The sequence below is a fragment of the Streptomyces sp. NPDC043680 genome (genome assembly GCF_056436685.1).
On record NZ_JBWKCE010000016.1, the window covers coordinates 67768 to 84065 of the forward strand.

Annotated in this window: 15 protein-coding genes; 11 read left to right on the forward strand and 4 right to left on the reverse strand. The window is 72.5% G+C overall.

The annotated features are described in order from the left end of the window. The first annotated feature begins 195 nt into the window (after positions 1–195). The 5 genes from AC0666_RS26230 (at position 196) to mug (ending at position 5471) form a co-directional block, all read left to right on the forward strand. The gene (locus AC0666_RS26230; RefSeq protein WP_468972005.1) at positions 196–1536 is read left to right on the forward strand and encodes a hemolysin family protein; all 1341 of its coding nucleotides are present in this window, start codon (positions 196–198) and stop codon (positions 1534–1536) included. Then, the gene (locus tag AC0666_RS26235; protein WP_468972007.1) at positions 1533–2558 is read left to right on the forward strand and encodes a hemolysin family protein; all 1026 of its coding nucleotides are present in this window, start codon (positions 1533–1535) and stop codon (positions 2556–2558) included. Before AC0666_RS26230 ends, AC0666_RS26235 begins: the two co-directional genes overlap by 4 nt. 71 nt (positions 2559–2629) lie before the next feature. Then, on the forward strand, positions 2630–3421 hold the full coding sequence (locus AC0666_RS26240; RefSeq protein WP_478708397.1) for an SGNH/GDSL hydrolase family protein: 792 nt from the start codon (positions 2630–2632) through the stop codon (positions 3419–3421). 71 nt (positions 3422–3492) lie between these two features. Further along, complete coding sequence (gene purB, locus AC0666_RS26245) at positions 3493–4926, forward strand: adenylosuccinate lyase (protein WP_468972010.1); 1434 nt, start codon at positions 3493–3495, stop codon at positions 4924–4926. Then, entirely contained in the window at positions 4923–5471 is a 549-nt protein-coding gene (gene mug, locus AC0666_RS26250) for a G/U mismatch-specific DNA glycosylase (protein ID WP_468972102.1), read from the forward strand. The genes purB and mug overlap by 4 nt, the downstream gene beginning before the upstream one ends. A 3-nt stretch (positions 5472–5474) precedes the next feature. Here the strand turns inward: mug and AC0666_RS26255 are convergent, their stop codons facing one another. From AC0666_RS26255 to AC0666_RS26265, 3 genes are read right to left on the reverse strand one after another with little or no spacing between them, the layout of a single operon-like run. Then, positions 5475–5906, reverse strand: a complete 432-nt coding sequence (locus tag AC0666_RS26255; RefSeq protein WP_468586258.1) for a hypothetical protein — start codon at positions 5904–5906, stop codon at positions 5475–5477. A gap of 40 nt (positions 5907–5946) precedes the next feature. Continuing rightward, entirely contained in the window at positions 5947–6696 is a 750-nt protein-coding gene (locus tag AC0666_RS26260; protein ID WP_468972012.1) for an ABC transporter permease, read from the reverse strand. 29 nt (positions 6697–6725) lie between these two features. After that, entirely contained in the window at positions 6726–7637 is a 912-nt protein-coding gene (locus AC0666_RS26265) for an ABC transporter ATP-binding protein (RefSeq protein ID WP_468972014.1), read from the reverse strand. A 107-nt stretch (positions 7638–7744) separates the two neighbouring features. Between AC0666_RS26265 and AC0666_RS26270 the strand changes: the two genes are divergently transcribed. The 3 genes from AC0666_RS26270 (at position 7745) to AC0666_RS26280 (ending at position 10834) form a co-directional block, all read left to right on the forward strand. Next, positions 7745–8920, forward strand: a complete 1176-nt coding sequence (locus AC0666_RS26270) for a sensor histidine kinase (protein WP_478708398.1) — start codon at positions 7745–7747, stop codon at positions 8918–8920. A 4-nt stretch (positions 8921–8924) separates the two neighbouring features. Then, the gene (locus AC0666_RS26275; protein ID WP_468586266.1) at positions 8925–9575 is read left to right on the forward strand and encodes a response regulator; all 651 of its coding nucleotides are present in this window, start codon (positions 8925–8927) and stop codon (positions 9573–9575) included. A 101-nt stretch (positions 9576–9676) separates the two neighbouring features. After that, positions 9677–10834, forward strand: a complete 1158-nt coding sequence (locus AC0666_RS26280; RefSeq protein WP_468586269.1) for an ROK family transcriptional regulator — start codon at positions 9677–9679, stop codon at positions 10832–10834. A 138-nt stretch (positions 10835–10972) separates the two neighbouring features. On the opposite strand, the gene AC0666_RS26285 is transcribed toward AC0666_RS26280, so the two are convergent. Continuing rightward, complete coding sequence (locus AC0666_RS26285; protein ID WP_468972017.1) at positions 10973–11731, reverse strand: GntR family transcriptional regulator; 759 nt, start codon at positions 11729–11731, stop codon at positions 10973–10975. Positions 11732–12027: 296 nt separating this feature from the next. Here AC0666_RS26285 and AC0666_RS26290 point away from each other — a divergent pair, with 296 nt between their 5' ends. From AC0666_RS26290 to AC0666_RS26300, 3 genes are all read left to right on the forward strand, one after another. Continuing rightward, positions 12028–12879: an alpha/beta fold hydrolase gene (locus tag AC0666_RS26290; protein WP_468972018.1), complete on the forward strand. Its 852-nt coding sequence runs from the start codon at positions 12028–12030 to the stop codon at positions 12877–12879. Positions 12880–12994: 115 nt separating this feature from the next. After that, positions 12995–14611, forward strand: a complete 1617-nt coding sequence (locus AC0666_RS26295) for an alkaline phosphatase D family protein (protein WP_478708399.1) — start codon at positions 12995–12997, stop codon at positions 14609–14611. A 125-nt stretch (positions 14612–14736) separates the two neighbouring features. Beyond that, positions 14737–16203, forward strand: coding sequence for an N-acetyltransferase family protein (locus AC0666_RS26300; protein WP_478708400.1), 1467 nt, complete (start codon positions 14737–14739; stop codon positions 16201–16203). The last annotated feature ends 95 nt before the right edge of the window (positions 16204–16298 follow it).

Genomic DNA, 16298 nt, shown 5'->3' on the forward strand with positions numbered 1-16298 from the left:
TCTCTCTTTGCCCGTCCTTTACCCTAGGGGGAAGCGGCTCCCCGGATCCCATTCCGGGCCGAGCCGAGGCCTCCGACGAAAGGTGTGAGCCTCCGCCCATGGGCGAGTCTCCCGGTACCCCGACCACCGATCCGGCACCCGACACCGCGCGGCAGCCCGCCGCCGGGCTGATCATGGGACGGAGGTGACCGGACGATGACCGAAGTGCTCCTGCTCGCCGTGGCGCTGCTGCTGTGCCTTGCCTGCGGCGCCTTCGTGGCGGCCGAGTTCTCGCTGACCACCGTCGAGCGCAGCGAGCTGGAGAGAGCCGTCGAGCGCGGTGAGCGCGGGGCGGAGAGCGCCCTGGCCGCCGTCCGCAGCCTGACGTTCCAGCTGTCCGGGGCCCAGCTCGGCATCACCGTGACCGGCCTGGTCATCGGAATGATCTCCAAACCTTCGATCGCCGCCCTGCTCCAGGGGCCGTTCGAGGCCATGGGCCTGTCGCCGGGCGCCGCCTCCTCCACCGCCCTGATCCTGGGCACGGTGCTGTCGACCGTGGTCCTGATGGTCGTCGGCGAGCTGGTGCCGAAGAACTGGGCGATCTCCTCCCCGCTCGCCGTCGCCAAACGCGTGGCGACGATGCAGCGCGTCTTCAGCCGGGCCTTCAAGCCGTTCATCAGCCATCTGAACACCACCGCGAACCACATGGTCCGCCGGTTCGGCATGGAGCCGGCCGAGGAGCTGGCCTCCGCCCGCACCCCGCAGGAGCTGGTGGCCCTGGCCCGCCACTCCGCGAAGGCGGGCGCACTGGAGAAGGACACCGCCGAGCTGTTCGTGCGGACCTTGAACCTGGCCGACCTGACCGCGGAGAACGTGATGACCCCGCGCGTCCAGGTCACCGCCCTGGACGTGCAGACCACCGCCGAGGACGTGGCGAACGCGACGCTCGCGACCGGGCTGTCCCGCTTCCCCGTCTACCGCGGCACCCTCGACGAAGTCGTCGGCACCGTCCACATCAAGGACGTCCTCGCCCTGCCCGCCGAGCAGCGGCGCCTCCACCCGGTCTCCCGGCTGCTGCGTCCGCCGCTCCTCGTGCCCGAGTCCCTGACCGTGGACCGGCTGCTGGACCGGTTGTCCGGCAAGCAGACGATGGCCGTGGTCATCGACGAGTACGGCGGCACGGCCGGGGTGGCCACCCTGGAGGACATCGTGGAGGAGGTCGTCGGGGAGGTGCGCGACGAGCACGACCCGCACGAGACCCCCGACCTGGCTCCCGCCGGTAAGGACGCCGCCGGGCGCGTGCTCTACTCCGCCGACGGCGCCGCCCGCACCGATCAGCTGCGGCAGATCGGGCTGCGGGTGCCGGACGGGCCGTACGAAACCCTCGCCGGGCTGATGGCGACCGAGCTGGGCCGGATCCCGGCCGTCGGCGACACCCTGGAGCTGGACGGCTGGCAGCTGGACGTGGTGGACGCCACCGGGCGCCGCGCCGCGCGAGTACTGCTGCACATGCCGGCCGCGCCCCCGCACCCCGTGGACGAGGAGGGGGCCCGATGACGGTCCTGCAACTGCTGATCGGCCTGGCGACCCTGGTCGTCAACGCCTTCTTCGTCGGCGCCGAATTCGCCTTGATCTCGGTCCGGCGCAGCCAGATCGAGCCCTACGCCGAGCACGGCGACCGGCGGGCGCGCTCCGTGCTGTGGGGCCTGGAGCACGTGTCGGCGCTGATGGCGGCCGCGCAGCTGGGCATCACGCTGTGCACCCTGGTGCTCGGCGTCGTGGCCGAACCGGCCATCGCCCACCTGCTCACCCCGCTGTTCGACCTGTTCGGCGTGCCCTCGGGGGTGACGCACGCGATCTCCTTCGTGGTGGCGCTGGCCCTCGCGACGTACCTGCACATGCTCTTCGGCGAGATGCTGCCGAAGAACGTGGCCCTGTCCGAGCCGGTACGCACCGCGCTGCTGCTGGGACCACCGCTGGTGACCCTGGCGCGGGCGCTGAGGCCGGTGATCTTCGCGATCAACGCCTTCGCCAACACCCTGCTGCGTCTGTTGCGCGTGGAGGCCAAGAGCGAGGTATCGGCCACCTTCTCGGACGACGAGCTGGCCCGGATCGTGAAGGACTCCAGCGCAGCGGGGCTGATCGACGACCGGGCGAGCGAGCGGCTGCACGACGCCCTGGAGCTGGGCCGGCGGCCGGTCAAGGACGTGGTGCTGCCCTCGGTGCGGGTCGTGGTGGCGCGGGAGGGCATCACGCCGGCAGGGCTGGAGCGCCTGTCGGCGGAGTCCGGCTATTCCCGCTTCCCCGTGATCGACGGGCAGCACCGGATCCTCGGCTACCTGCACATCAAGGACGCCCTGGATGCGAACGGGCCTGAGCGCGACCAGCCGTTCCCGGTGTCCGCGCTGCGCCAGATCGCCCAGGTGCGGGCGGAAACCCCGCTGGACGACGTACTGACCGCGATGCGGCGCAGCCGGACGCACCTCGCGGCGGTCCTGGGGCCGGCCGGTGTGATGACGGGCCTGGTGACGATGGAGGACGTGCTGCGCGAGCTGTTCGGCAGGCCCGCCTCGGCCTGAGCTTCCGCGCCCGGGGTATTACGGCCCCGGCCTGCCGGGGCCGTAATACCTCGCGGTAACATCGCTCCCCCATGGAAATGAATGCCTCCTACACCAGCTTCGTCGCGGTCGGCGACTCCTTCACCGAGGGCATGTCCGACCTGCTGCCCGACGGCTCCTACCGGGGCTGGGCCGATCTGCTGGCCGCCAGGCTGGCCGCGCGCGAGCCCGGCTTCCGCTACGCGAACCTCGCGGTCCGCGGCAAGCTGATCGGGCAGATCGCCGAGGAGCAGGCGCCGGTGGCGGCAGCGATGCGCGCCGATGTGGTGACGCTGGTGGGCGGGCTGAACGACGCGCTGCGGCCCAAGGTCGACATGGGGCGGGTCCGCGGGCACCTGGAGAAGGCCGTCAGCCTGCTGGCCCCGTCCTGCGGGACGCTGGTGCTGATGCGTTCGCCGGGACGCAACGGGCCGGTGATGGAACGCTTCCGGCCGCGCATGGAAGAGCTCTTCGCCATGGTCGAGGAGCTCGCCGCGCGGCACGGAGCGCGGGTGGTGGACCTGTATGGGGCCGACGTCCTCGGTGACCCCCGCATGTGGGACGTGGACCGGCTGCACCTGACGGCCGAGGGGCATCGACGGGTGGCGGAGGCGGTCTGGCAGACGCTGGGCCTGCCGCCCGAGGAGGACTGGCGGGCCGCGCTCGCACCCGCCGTGGCGCCGGGCTGGGCGGTGCGCCGCTCCCAGGATCTGAGCTTCGCGCGGCAGCACCTGCTGCCCTGGATCGGCCGCCGGCTGACGGGCCGCTCCTCCGGGGACGGCCGCCCGGCCAAGCGCCCGGAGCTGCTGCCGTACGAGGCGAGTGCGAGCGAGTCGCTCTCGTAGCAAGGCACAATCGGAGCTGGGGTCCCTACCTGCGTAAACACACAGCGGCGGCCCAAGTAGAATCCCTACACGTGACAGCCAAGCCCCGCATCCCCAATGTCCTGGCCGGCCGCTACGCCTCCGCGGAGCTCGCCGTCCTGTGGTCCCCCGAGTACAAGGTGACGCTGGAGCGGCGGCTGTGGCTCGCCGTCCTGCGCGCCCAGAAGGACCTCGGCATCGAGGTCCCGGACGACGCCCTCGCCGACTACGAGCGCGTCCTGGAGACGGTCGACCTCCCCTCCATCGCCGAGCGCGAGAAGGTCACCCGGCACGACGTGAAGGCCCGCATCGAGGAGTTCAACGCCCTCGCCGGCCACGAGCACGTCCACAAGGGCATGACCTCGCGCGACCTCACCGAGAACGTCGAGCAGCTCCAGATCCGGCTCTCGCTGGAGCTGGCCCGCGACCGCACCGTCGCCGTCCTCGCCCGCCTGGGCAAGCTGGCCGGCGAGCACGCCGAGCTGGTCATGGCCGGCCGCTCCCACAACGTCGCCGCGCAGGCGACCACCCTGGGCAAGCGCTTCGCCACCGCCGCGGACGAGCTGCTGGTCGCCTACGACCGCCTGGAGGACCTGCTCGGCCGCTACCCGCTGCGCGGGATCAAGGGCCCGGTCGGCACCGCGCAGGACATGCTCGACCTGCTGGGCGGCGACGCCGCGAAGCTCGCCGAGCTGGAGCAGCGCATCGCCGCCCACCTCGGCTTCGCCCAGGCCTTCACCTCGGTCGGCCAGGTCTACCCGCGCTCCCTCGACTACGACGTGGTCACCGCCCTGGTGCAGCTGGCCGCCGCCCCGTCCTCGATCGCGAAGACCATCCGCCTGATGGCCGGCCACGAGCTGGTCACCGAGGGCTTCAAGCCCGGCCAGGTCGGCTCCTCCGCGATGCCGCACAAGATGAACACCCGCTCCTGCGAGCGCGTGAACGGCCTGATGGTCATCCTGCGCGGCTACGCCTCGATGACCGGCGAGCTCGCCGGCGACCAGTGGAACGAGGGCGACGTGTCCTGCTCCGTGGTCCGCCGGGTCGCCCTGCCGGACGCGTTCTTCGCCTTCGACGGCCTGCTGGAGACCTTCCTGACGGTCCTCGACGAGTTCGGCGCCTTCCCGGCGGTCGTGGCCCGCGAACTGGACCGCTACCTCCCCTTCCTCGCCACCACCAAGGTGCTGATGGGTGCGGTGCGAGCGGGTGTCGGCCGCGAGGCCGCCCACGAGGTCATCAAGGAGCACGCGGTCGCCTCGGCCCTCGCCATGCGCGAGCAGGGCGCCGAGCGCAACGAGCTGCTGGACAAGCTGGCCGCCGACGAGCGGATGCCCCTGGACCGTGCCCAGCTCGACGCGCTGATGGCCGACAAGCTGTCCTTCACGGGCGCGGCGGGTGACCAGGTCACCGCCGTGGTCTCCCGTATCGAGGCCATCGCCAAGCAGCACCCGGAGGCCGCCGGGTACACGCCGGGGTCGATCCTCTGACCCCCGACGAGCTTGCCGCCGCCCGTGACCGCGTCATCCCCGACGTGGTCGCGGGCGGTCTGCGCGTGCTGTTCTGCGGGATCAACCCGGGTCTCCTCTCCGCCGCGACGGGCCACCATTTCGCCCGCCCCGGCAACCGCTTCTGGCCCGTCCTGCACCTCTCCGGCTTCACCCCGCGCCGCCTCGCCCCCGCCGAGCAGGAAGAGCTGCTCCACTACCGCCTCGGCATCACCAACGTCGTCGCCCGTGCCACGGCCCGCGCCGACGAGCTGAGCGCCGAGGAGTTCCGCGAGGGCGGGCGCATCCTGACCGACAAGGTGGAACTCCTGCGCCCCCAGTGGCTGGCCGTCGTCGGAGTCACCGCCTACCGCACCGCCTTCGGCGAACGCAGGGCCCAGATCGGCCCCCAGGAGCGCACGATCGGCTCCACCCGCATCTGGGCCCTGCCCAACCCCAGCGGCCTCAACGCCCACTGGACCGCGGAGTCCATGGCCCAGGAGTACGCCCGCCTGCGCGCCGCGGCGGAGTCATCCACCGAGCCGTAGGGCCTACGGCGGGTCGATCACGGTCACCGCGGCCATCAGCTGCGGTGAGTGGTCGGTCCCCCAGCGGGCCTCGTAGACCGCGACCCAGCGGTCGCCGACCCGCCAGAGGCACAGGTGTCCGCCGGTGTCAGCGATCTCCTGCCACGGCTGTGCCGCCTCCTCCTGCATCCTGAGCCGCAGACCGGCGAGGCTGAACCGGTGCGGTTCTCCCCAGCGCTCCTCCAGCCGGTGGGTGAGCGCCTCGTACTCGGCGGCCACCTGTTCCTCGTGGACCACCCGGTCGGCGGCGTCCTCGTCCCCGTACCACCGGCTCCCGCCCAGCTCGGCGAGGTGGTACCCGGGCCCGCTGACACCCACGTCGGACCTGCCCCGGACTTCGGGGAAATCGCGCGTCCGGAGCCGGTCGATCGTGTCGAGATGCTCTGCCGTGGTCATGCCGTCAGTATCCCGGTGGCCACTGACAACTGGCCCTGCGTCACACGTCCCGCCGACGTACCGCCACCCAGCCGCCGGTCAGGGCGGCCGCCGCCCACAGCGCCATCACGCCGAGCCCGCTCCAGGGGCCGAGATCGCCGAACCTCTCCATGCGCATCACCATCTGACCGGCCCGGTCGGGCAGGAACTGGGCCACGCCCGCGGCCTTCGCGCCGATGATGAAGGAGACCATCAGGACGAAGGGTATGAGCAGGCTCAGTACCGCCGTCGCACTGCGCAGCACGGCCGTGAGTCCGGCCGCGAACAGGGACATGAGCGTGAGGTACAGACCGCAGCCGACGATGGAGCGGTAGGTGCCCGGGCTGCCCAGCTCCAGGGTGTACGGACCCATGAAGGCCTGGCCCGCGACGAAGGTGACCAGCCCGGTGATCTGGCCCGTCACGAGGGCGAGTCCGGCGATGACGGCCATCTTCGACAGGTAGAAGCGGGTGCGGTTCGGCACTGCTGCGAGCGAAGTGCGCAGGGCGCCGTTGTGGAACTCGGCGGACAGTGCCGTCGCACCGAACGCGATGGCGGCGATCTGACCGAAGTTGAGGCCGTAGTAGGCCGCCAGAAGCGGGTCGTCACCCATGCTGCCGGCCTCGGCGTCGCCTATGAGCGCGGCCGTCAGGGTCTGGATTCCCGCGGTGGCGACGAGGATCGCCGTCAGCGCCCCGAGGGTGGAGCGCAGGGACCGTATCTTGATCCATTCCGAGTGCAGGACGGGGACGGTGGGCAGAGCGCTGCTCATGGCATGGCCTCCTAGGGCAAAGGTATGGGTCAGGGGGTGGCGGCGAACTGGGCGTGGCCGGCCGTGAGATCGAGGTAGGCCTGCTCCAGCGAGGCGCGTTCATCGGAGAGTTCCAGCACGGGGATGCCCTCACGGGCGGCCATGCTCCCGATCTGCTCCGCCTGTATGCCGTCGACGGTCCATCGCCCGTCATCGGTGTCCGCCATTTCGAAGCCGTCCCGGGCGAGGGCCGCCCGCAGCCGGATCGGGTCCGAGGTCCGCAGGCGCACCCGGGGAGTGCTGCGGGAGTCGATGAACTCCTCCATCGAGGTGTCGGCCAGCAGCTTTCCCTGCCCGAGCACGACGAGGTGATCGGCCAGAGCCGCCGTCTCGGACATCAGGTGGCTGGAGACGAGGACCGTGCGACCCTCGGCCGCCAGGGCGCGCATCAGCTCGCGGATCCAGATGATGCCCTCCGGGTCGAGGCCGTTGGTCGGCTCGTCCAGCAGGAGCACCCCCGGGTCCCCCAGCAACGCGGCGGCTATGCCGAGTCGCTGACGCATGCCGAGCGAGAAGGTCTTGATCCGACGCTTGGCCGCCGAGGCGATCCCGGCCTGCTCCAGTACCTCGTCGACCCGGCTCCTCGGGATCCGGTTGCCGGCGGCGAGGAAGCGCAGGTGCTCCCGGGCGGTGCGCCCGCCGTGGGCGGCCTGGGCGTCCAGGAGCGCGCCGACCCGGTGGAGCGGGTCGGAGAAGTCCGTGAACCGCTGCCCGCCGATGGTCGCGGTACCGGAGGTGATCCGGTCCAGGCCCAACAGCAGGCGCATCGTGGTCGACTTCCCCGCGCCGTTGGGGCCGAGAAAGCCGGTGACCCGCCCGGGCAGGACGTCGAAGGTGAGGTGGTCGACGGCCCTGACACGGCCGTATTCCTTGGTGAGTTCCCTGATCTCGATGCTGTTCATGCCTCAAGACTCGCCGCCGGCCCCACCCTCTCCCTCCCCCATGCGAGGGTGCCGTCTCCCCCACATGGGGGAGACGTCCGTGAGCTGCACACTGCCACCATGGAGGCATGTACAGACTGCTCCGTGCCCCGCTCCAACCAGTGACGTACTCGCGCTGGGTACATCTGTGCGTGCCCATCCTGATGTTGGCCGTCTGGATGTTCATAGAGCCCGAGGCGCCGTGGTTTCCCCTGCTGATCGTCATACCTCTGGGACTGATGCCCTGGATGCGCCTGGCCGAGGGACTGCAGGCACGGTTCCTGCTCACCCCGAACGACCGGGACTCCGCGGACAGCGGTATCAGCGCAGCCAAGTCCGCGCGGTGGAGCGACCGGTGGCGGACCCTTCTCTGGCTGGAGATACGGCTCGTCGTCTCGCTCATGGCGATGCTCGCGACGGTCTGGCTGCCGCTGTTCACCGCAGAGCTGATCGGGACGTCCCTCGGGAAGACGCTCGCCACGGACGTCCGGCTGCCCTTCACCCCGTCGCCCTGGGCAGCCGCACTGTTGGCGCCGGTGCCGTTGGTCCTGCTCATCGTCATCGTCGTTCTGCTCGGCGAACTGATGACCGCGGTGGCGCGCCGGCTGCTGGGGCCTTCGGCGGCCGAGCGGGTCAGCGCGTTGGAGGCGCGCACGGAGCAGCTGTTGGAGAGGACACGTATCGCGCGGGAGCTGCACGACTCGATCGGGCACGCGCTGACCGTCGCGGTCGTTCAGGCGGGGGCGGCGCGGGCCGCGGGCGACCCGGAGTTCACCGATCGGGCGCTGAGCGCGATCGAGGACACGGGCCGGGCCGCGCTGGAGGACCTGGAACGGGTCCTGCTCGTGCTGCGGGAGTCGGCGCAGCCGCCTTCGCAGCGGCCGACGCTCGCGGAGGCCGACCGCCTGCTGGAGTCGGCCCGGGCCTCCGGAGCGACGGTCGACGCCGAGTTGACGGGGCCGCTGGAGCGGTTGCCGGGCCCGGTCACCCGGGAGGGTTACCGGATCCTGCAGGAGGCGCTCACGAACGTGCTGCGGCACTGCGGTCCGGTTCCGGTCCGGGTGCGGGTGGAGATGGCCGTCGGCAGGCTGGATCTGGAGGTGACGAACCCGCTGCCGGAGCAGCCCGTCCTCGTGAGCGGCACCGGGAGCGGGCTGCGGGGGATGCGGGAGCGGGCCGCGCTGCTCGGCGGAGAGGCCGAAACGGGCCCCTTCGAGGGCAGTTGGAGGGTGCGCGCGCGGCTTCCGCTGGAGCGAATACGCTGACCGGATGCCGGTTACCGTACTGCTCGTCGATGACGAACCCCTGGTGCGCGCGGGTCTGCGTGCCGTCCTCGATTCCCAGCCCGACATCGAAGTGGTGGGTGAGGCCGCCGACGGCGCCTCCGTGGTCCCGCTGGTGCGGCAACTGCGGCCGGACGTGGTGGCCATGGACGTGCGGATGCCGCTGCTCGACGGGATCGAGGCGACCCGGGCGGTTCTGCGGACCGTGGACTGCCCGCCGAAGATCCTCGTGGTGACGACCTTCGAGAACGACGAGTACGTCTACCAGGCGCTGCGGGCCGGGGCGGACGGGTTCCTGCTGAAGCGGGCGCGGCCTTCGGAGATCGTCCATGCGGTACGGCTGGTGGCGGAGGGCGAGACCCTGCTGTTCCCGGCGGCGGTGCGGGCCCTCGCCGCCGAGTACGGAAACCGGCAGGCACGGGCGGTGCTGGAGCGCGCCGCGCTGACCGAGCGGGAGGAGGCGGTGCTGCGGCTGATGGCCAAGGGGCTGACGAATGTGGAGATCGCCCGTGAGCTCATCGTCGGTACGGAGACGGTGAAGTCCCACGTGAGCGCGATCCTGGGCAAGCTCGGGGCGCGCGACCGGACGCAGGCGGTCATCACGGCGTACGAGTCGGGGTTCGTCGCGCCGGCCTGAGGGGAGCGACCGGTTCCGGCCGATGGGGGGCTGGTTATCGCCGCCGCACCGGGTGGGCAGTACGATCCGGCACACAGGCTCGCCATCTGGGAGGACACACGTTGGGGCAGCTGACCGGCGGGGATCCCTCTCTGCTCCGGCGGATCAATTCGGCCGTGGTGCTGCGCGCACTACGGGCGGCGGATGCGCCGACCCTCACCGACCTGACCCGGGTGACCGGGCTGTCCCGGCCGACCGTGGAAGGCGTGGTCGAAGGGCTGATCGCGACCGGGCTCGTCGTCGAGGCCGCTGCGGAGGAAGGCGCGCGCCGGCAGGGTCGGCCGGCCAGGCGCTACCGCTTCCGGGCCGAGGCAGGGCACCTGCTGGGGATCGAGATCGGCTCGCACCGGGTGGCGGTCCTGCTGTCCGGCCTGGACGGCCGGGTGATCGGCGCCGGCACCAAGGAGGTGTCCGAGACCGCCTCGGCCGACGAACGGCTGGAGCGGGTGCGGGCGGCGGTGGCCGACCTGTTGCGGCGGGCCGGAATCCCGCGGGATTCGCTGCGCGCGGTCGGGGTCGCGAGCCCCGGAATCGTGGAGGCGGACGGCACCGTGCGCCTCGGCACGGCTCTGCCCGGCTGGACCGGTCTGCCGCTCGGGGAGCGGCTGCGGCGTTCGTTCCGCTGTCCGGTACAGGTGGAGAACGACGCCAATGCGGCGGCGGTCGCCGAGCACTGGAAGGGGGCTGCGCAGGACACCGACGACGTGGTGTTCGTGATGGCAGGGCTCAGCCCCGGCGCCGGCTCGCTCATCGGGGGCCGGCTGCACCGCGGCTTCGGCGGGGCCGCCGGTGAGATCGGTGCGCTGCATCTGCTGGGCCGCGAGGTCACTCCCGAGAGATTGCTGTCGACCACGGGGGAACCGCTGCACCCGCTCGACGAGCAGGCGGTGGCGGAGGTCTTCGCGAAGGCCAGGCGGGGCGATGAGCGCGCAGTGGCCGCGGTGCAGCGGTTCATCCAGCGGCTGGTGCACGACGTGGCGGCGCTGGTCCTGGCGATGGATCCGGAACTGGTCGTGGTGGGCGGCTGGGCCGCCGGCCTCGACGGTGTCCTGGACCCCCTGCGCCGGGAGCTGGAGCGCTACTGCCTGCGTCCGCCGCGGGTGGCGCAGTCCCTGCTCGGCGAGGCGGCGGTGGCCACCGGGGCGCTCCGGTTGGCGATGGACCACGTGGAAGAGGAGCTCTTCGCGGTGGAGAAGACGGTCACGGCCCGCCGCCGCTGACACCGTCCGCAAGGCCGGGGCGGCGACGCCCTGGCCGCACGAGCCTTGCCGCCGAGGCAGCGCCGGCGCGTCGCGCGACCGCGGAAGGCCGCCCGCGTCCGGGACGTACCCGGGCGGCCCCCGGCGCGGGCGGCGCGGTCAGGAGGCGGCGCGGTGGGCGGGGGTGACTTCCACTTCGCCCGTGACGCCGAAGGTCAGCCGGCAGGTGTCCGCGCGGTACGTCGCGACCGACACGGCCGCCGTCCCCGCAGCGGTGAGGTACCGGGTGGTGACGACGAGCACCGGGGCTCCGGGGAGCCGGTCCAGGTCCTTGGCGTCGTCGGCGCGGGCCGAGCCGAGCTCCACCGAGCGGTCCTGCCCCTCCAGGGCGAGCCGCTGCAGTTCGCGCAGGACGGCGCGGGCACGGGCCGGACCGGCCGGGGCGTCGATCGCGGAGAGCCCGGGGATCGAACCGGCCGGCACGTACAGCAGCTCGGCGGCAACGGCCTGGCCGTGGCTGAACCGGGTCCGGCGCACCGCGTGCACCGGCTGGTCGGCGGACGTGCCGAGGAGCCCCAGGACGGCGGCCGGCGGAAGGGTCTCGGCGGCGTCCACGGACTCCCACCCGTCGATGCCCTCCGCGGGCCAGCCGTGCTGCGCTCCGCCGACCGCGACCCCGACCCGCGGCGGGGCGACGGTGGTGCCGACGCCGCGGCGGCGGTGCAGCCGGCCTTCGAGTTCCAGCTGCTCCAGGGCCTGCCGGAGGGTCGCGCGGGCGACTCCGAAGCGGGCGGCGAGCTCACGCTCGTTGGGCAGGACCTCGCCCACGGCGAAGTCCTGGTCGAGCGCCTCGCTGAGGACGGTCTTCAGGTGCCAGTACTTCGGCTCCGGCACCGTTTCGAGCTGCGTGGTCCCCACCCTGACTCCTCCTGCCATCGCTGCAATCGCCGTGTTCCAGCGGCAGTTCCGCGCCTTTGTTTATTAAAGGTTCCTGCACTATCCCTGCGACCATAGGACGGCACCCCCCCTTGGTCAAGACCAATGCTCACCCCCTTACCGGGCAGATCGGGCATACGTATCAAGCCGTTCACGCGATGTTCGCGCCCGCCCCGACACGCCCGCGAGGCTTGTAGTCGGGGGCTACCGGACGGTAATCATGGCGGTAGGCAGTACTGACGGCCTGTCTCATACGCGTCCACCCGACGAGGAGCAGCATGACCGCCACGGTCTCCTTCACGATCGATTCGCCGCTGGGCCCCCGCACCGCATCCGTCGCCTACGAGCGCAAGGGAGACGGCGAACCACTGCTCCTCCTGCACGGCATCGGCCACCACCTCCAGGCCTGGCACCCCGTGACCGACATCCTGGCCGCCGAGTACGACGTCATCGCCGTCGACCTGCCCGGCTTCGGCGTCTCGGAGCCCCTGCCCGAGGGGGTTCCGTACGACCTAGGCACCGTCGTCCCGGCCCTGGGTGCGCTCTGCTCGGCTCTCGGGGTCGAGCGTCCGCACGTCGTCGGCAACTCCCTGGGCGGGCTGCTCGCCCTGGAGATGGGCCGCAGCAGCCTCGTCCGCTCGGTCACCGCGCTGTCGCCGGCCGGCTTCTGGACGGAGGCCGAGCGACGGTACGCCTTCGCCACCCTGCGGGCCATGCGCCTCGGAGCCCTGACGCTGCCCCGCCCCACCCTGGAGCGGCTCGCCCGCAGCGCCACCGGCCGCGCCGCGCTCACCGGCACCATCTACGCCCGGCCCGCGCGCCGTTCGCCGGAGGCCGTGGTCGCCGAGACCCTCGCCCTGCGCGAGGCACCCGGCTTCGAGCAGACCCTGGCCGCGGGCCGTTCCGTACGGTTCACCGCCGACGTACCGGGGCTGCCGGTCACCATCGCCTGGGGCGCCCGCGACCGGCTGCTCCTGCCGCGCCAGGGCGTGCGCGCCAAGCAGACTGTGCCGGACGCCCGGCTGGTCCGGCTCCCCGGCTGCGGACACGTCCCGATGAACGACGACCCGGCCCTGGTGTCGCGGGTGGTGGTGGACACCGTACGGGCCGCGACCCGGCGCCGAGACTGAGCGGCTGACGATCGTTCATCCACGGTTCGCGCGCCCGACGCGGACGGGCCGGTGTGCGGCGGCACACTGGTCCGACCCGTCCCCCGCCGGCCCTGGAGACGCCCCGATGGCACCGATGCCCCGCACCCGACGTTCCCTGCTCGGCGGTTCGCTCGCCCTTCCGGTGGGCCTCGCCCTGTCCAGCGCGACCGCCTCGCCCGCGTTCGGCGCGCCCCTGGGCTCCGCGCCCGGCCCCACCGCGCCGTCCGCAGCCCCGGCCTTCGTCCGCTCCGGCCGCCCCGGTGCGCCCTGGGGCGTCCAGTCCGGGGAGATCACCCCCCACTCGGCCACCGTGTGGACCCGGTCCGACCGGCCGGCGCGGATGTACGTCGAGACCTCGCCCAGCGAGTCGTTCCGCCACGGCGTCCGGCGCCACGGCGGCCCGTTCCTCGGCCCGGCCTCCGACTTCACCGGCACCACCACCCTGCGCGATCTGCCGCCCGGACAGCAGATCCACTACCGCATCGTCCTCGCCGACCCCGACGACCCGCGCCGTACCGGCGAGCCGGTGCGCGGGGCCTTCCGCACCACGCCCGTGTCCCGCCGCCACGACGTGCGCTTCGTCTGGTCGGGTGACCTGGCGGGCCAGGGCTGGGGCATCAACCCGGATCTCGGCGGCTACCGGGTGTTCGAGGAAATGCGGCTGCGCAACCCCGACTTCTTCCTCTTCAGCGGGGACACGATCTACGCGGACGGCCCGATCCAGGCCTCCGTACCCCTGCGCGACGGCAGCATCTGGCGCAACATCACCACGGAGGAGAAGGCGAAGGTCGCCGAGACCCTCGCAGAGTTCCGCGGGAACTTCCGCTACAACCTGCTCGATCGCAACCTGCGCGACTTCAACGCCCAGGTGCCGGTGCTCGCCCAGTGGGACGACCACGAGGTGCGCAACAACTGGTACCCCGGCCAGCTCATCGAGGATCCCCGCTACACCGTCAAGGACGTCGACACCCTCGCGGCCCGCGCCCGCCAGGCCTTCGGCGAGTACTTCCCCGTCACCGACCTGCGCGGCGGCCGCGCCGAGGGCCGGATGTACCGGGTGATGCGGTACGGCCCGCTGCTCGACGTCTTCGTGCTCGACATGCGCACCCACCGCAACGCCAACTCCCCCGGCCGCCAGAGCGACGACACCGTCGGCATTCTCGGCGCGGAACAGCTGGGGTGGCTCAAGCGTGAGCTGTCGCGCTCCCGCGCCACCTGGAAGGTCATCGCCTCCGACATGCCGCTGGGCATCGTAGTCCCCGACGGGACGACCGCCTTCGAGGCCGTCGCCCAGGGGGATCCGGGCGCCCCGCTCGGCCGCGAGCTCCAGATCGCCGAACTCCTGCGTCACATCAAGCACCAGCGCATCACCGGCACCCTCTGGCTCACCGCCGACGTGCACTACACGGCCGCGAACCACTACGCCCCCGAGCGGGCCGCGTTCACCGACTTCGCACCGTTCTGGGAGTTCGTCTCCGGCCCCGTCGGCGCCGGCGGCTTCCCGGCCGGAAAGCTCGACGCGACCTTCGGCCCGATGACCGCGTACGTCCAGTCGGCGCCGCTGGCCAACATGGCGCCGTCCGAGAACCCCCCGTACTACGGCGAGGTCGACATCGACGGCGGGAGCGGGGAGCTCACCGTCCGGTTGCGGCGACAGGGAGGCGGCGTACTCTTTTCCAGGACGCTCCAGCCGGGACGCGTGGGACAGTAGCCGCCCTCCTCCGCTGCGCCAGGAAACCTCGCGAAAAACAGGGCGAAATCGGCCAGATGGATACTTAACCCATCGGTCACAGACCGTTCGTGATCACGCAACACCCCTGCGCCACAGTGGCATGCATGACTGAACGCACTGCTGCCCCTGCCCAGCGTCCCCACCGCCACCACTGGCGCCGCGACCTCGTCGAACTGGCCGCCCTGTTCTGCGCCGTCGCGGTCGCCGACGGCATCGCCAACCTCGTCGCGCACGGTCCGAGCGGCCCGGCCCTGCTGGTCGCCTCGGCCGTCGCGCTCCTGGTCACGGCCGCGTTCCACACCTGGTGGGCGCGCCGCCACAGCCATGCACCGCCGCCGAGGGCCACAGGGCCCTCCGATCCGGCCGCCGCCCCGGCCGCAGGCTCCGCGGTCGGCGCCGCGGCTGGATCGGTGGCCGCGCCCGCCGCGGAGGTGGGCCCCTCGGCGACCGCCCCCACCACCGCCCTGTGGCGGATGCGGACGACCGTACGGGACGAGCCCGGCAGCCTGGCCGCACTCTGCACAGCGCTGGCCCGGGGCGACGTGGACATCCTGACCCTCCAGACCCACCCGCTCCCGGAAGGCGGGACGGTGGACGAGTTCCTGCTGCGCTCTCCCCAGCAGCTGACCTCCGCCGACCTCGGCCGGGCCGTCGCCGGGGCGGGCGGCCGCAGCACCTGGATCGAGCGCGCCGATGCCCACGACCTGGTCGACACCCCCACCCGGGTGCTGGGCCTGGCCACCCGCACCGCCCTGGACGCCGCCGAACTGCCGCTCGCCCTGCGCCAGCTGCTCGGCCGCTGCACCATCCAGTCGATCCCGGCGGCCACCCTCTCCGGCCGCCCGAACGCGGGCGCCGACGCCCCGGTCGAGGGTGTCCTGGAAGCGACGGTGATGCGGCTGCGCGACCCCTCGGGCGGTGCGATCACCGTCGAGCGGCCCTACCTGCCCTTCACGCCCACCGAGTTCGCCCGGGCCCGTGCCCTCGTCGAGCTCGACGCCCGGCTCGGCCCGCGCGTCCCGCGCAGCCAGGACGTCCTGACCCTGCCCGAGGGGAACGAGGTCACCGTGCGCCGCGCCGACGGCTCCGACCTGGCCGCCGCCCGCGCGATGCACGACCGCTGCTCCGAGCGCACCCTCGGCCTGCGCTACCACGGGCCGGTGGCCGACGCCGACCGCTACCTCGGCCACCTGCTGAGCCCGCGCTTCGGCCGGACGCTCGCCGCCACCACCGCGTCCGGCAAGCTGGTCGCCCTCGGCCACCTGCTGTGGGACGGGGACGAGACCGAGGTCGCGCTGCTGATCGAGGACGACTGGCAGCGCCGCGGAATCGGGTCCGAACTGCTGCGCCGCCTGCTCGCGATGGCCGTCGAGGCCGGCTGCGACAGCGTGTACGCCGTCACCCAGGCCGCCAACACCGGCATGGTCGCCGCCATGCGCGGGCTCGGCCTGCCCCTCGACTACCAGATCGAGGAGGGCACCCTGGTGATCACGGCCCGGCTGGATGCCGCCACGGCCGGCCCGCTGCTCGCGCAGCAGCAGGAGCAGCGCGAGCAGCACCACCCGCGCTGATTCCCGTCCCGGGGGCCGGACCGGCCCGCCCGTTCCGGCCCCCCGGGACGGGCGGCGGCACCCCGTGGCCGAGGTGTGAAGTGGCCCACGCCGGG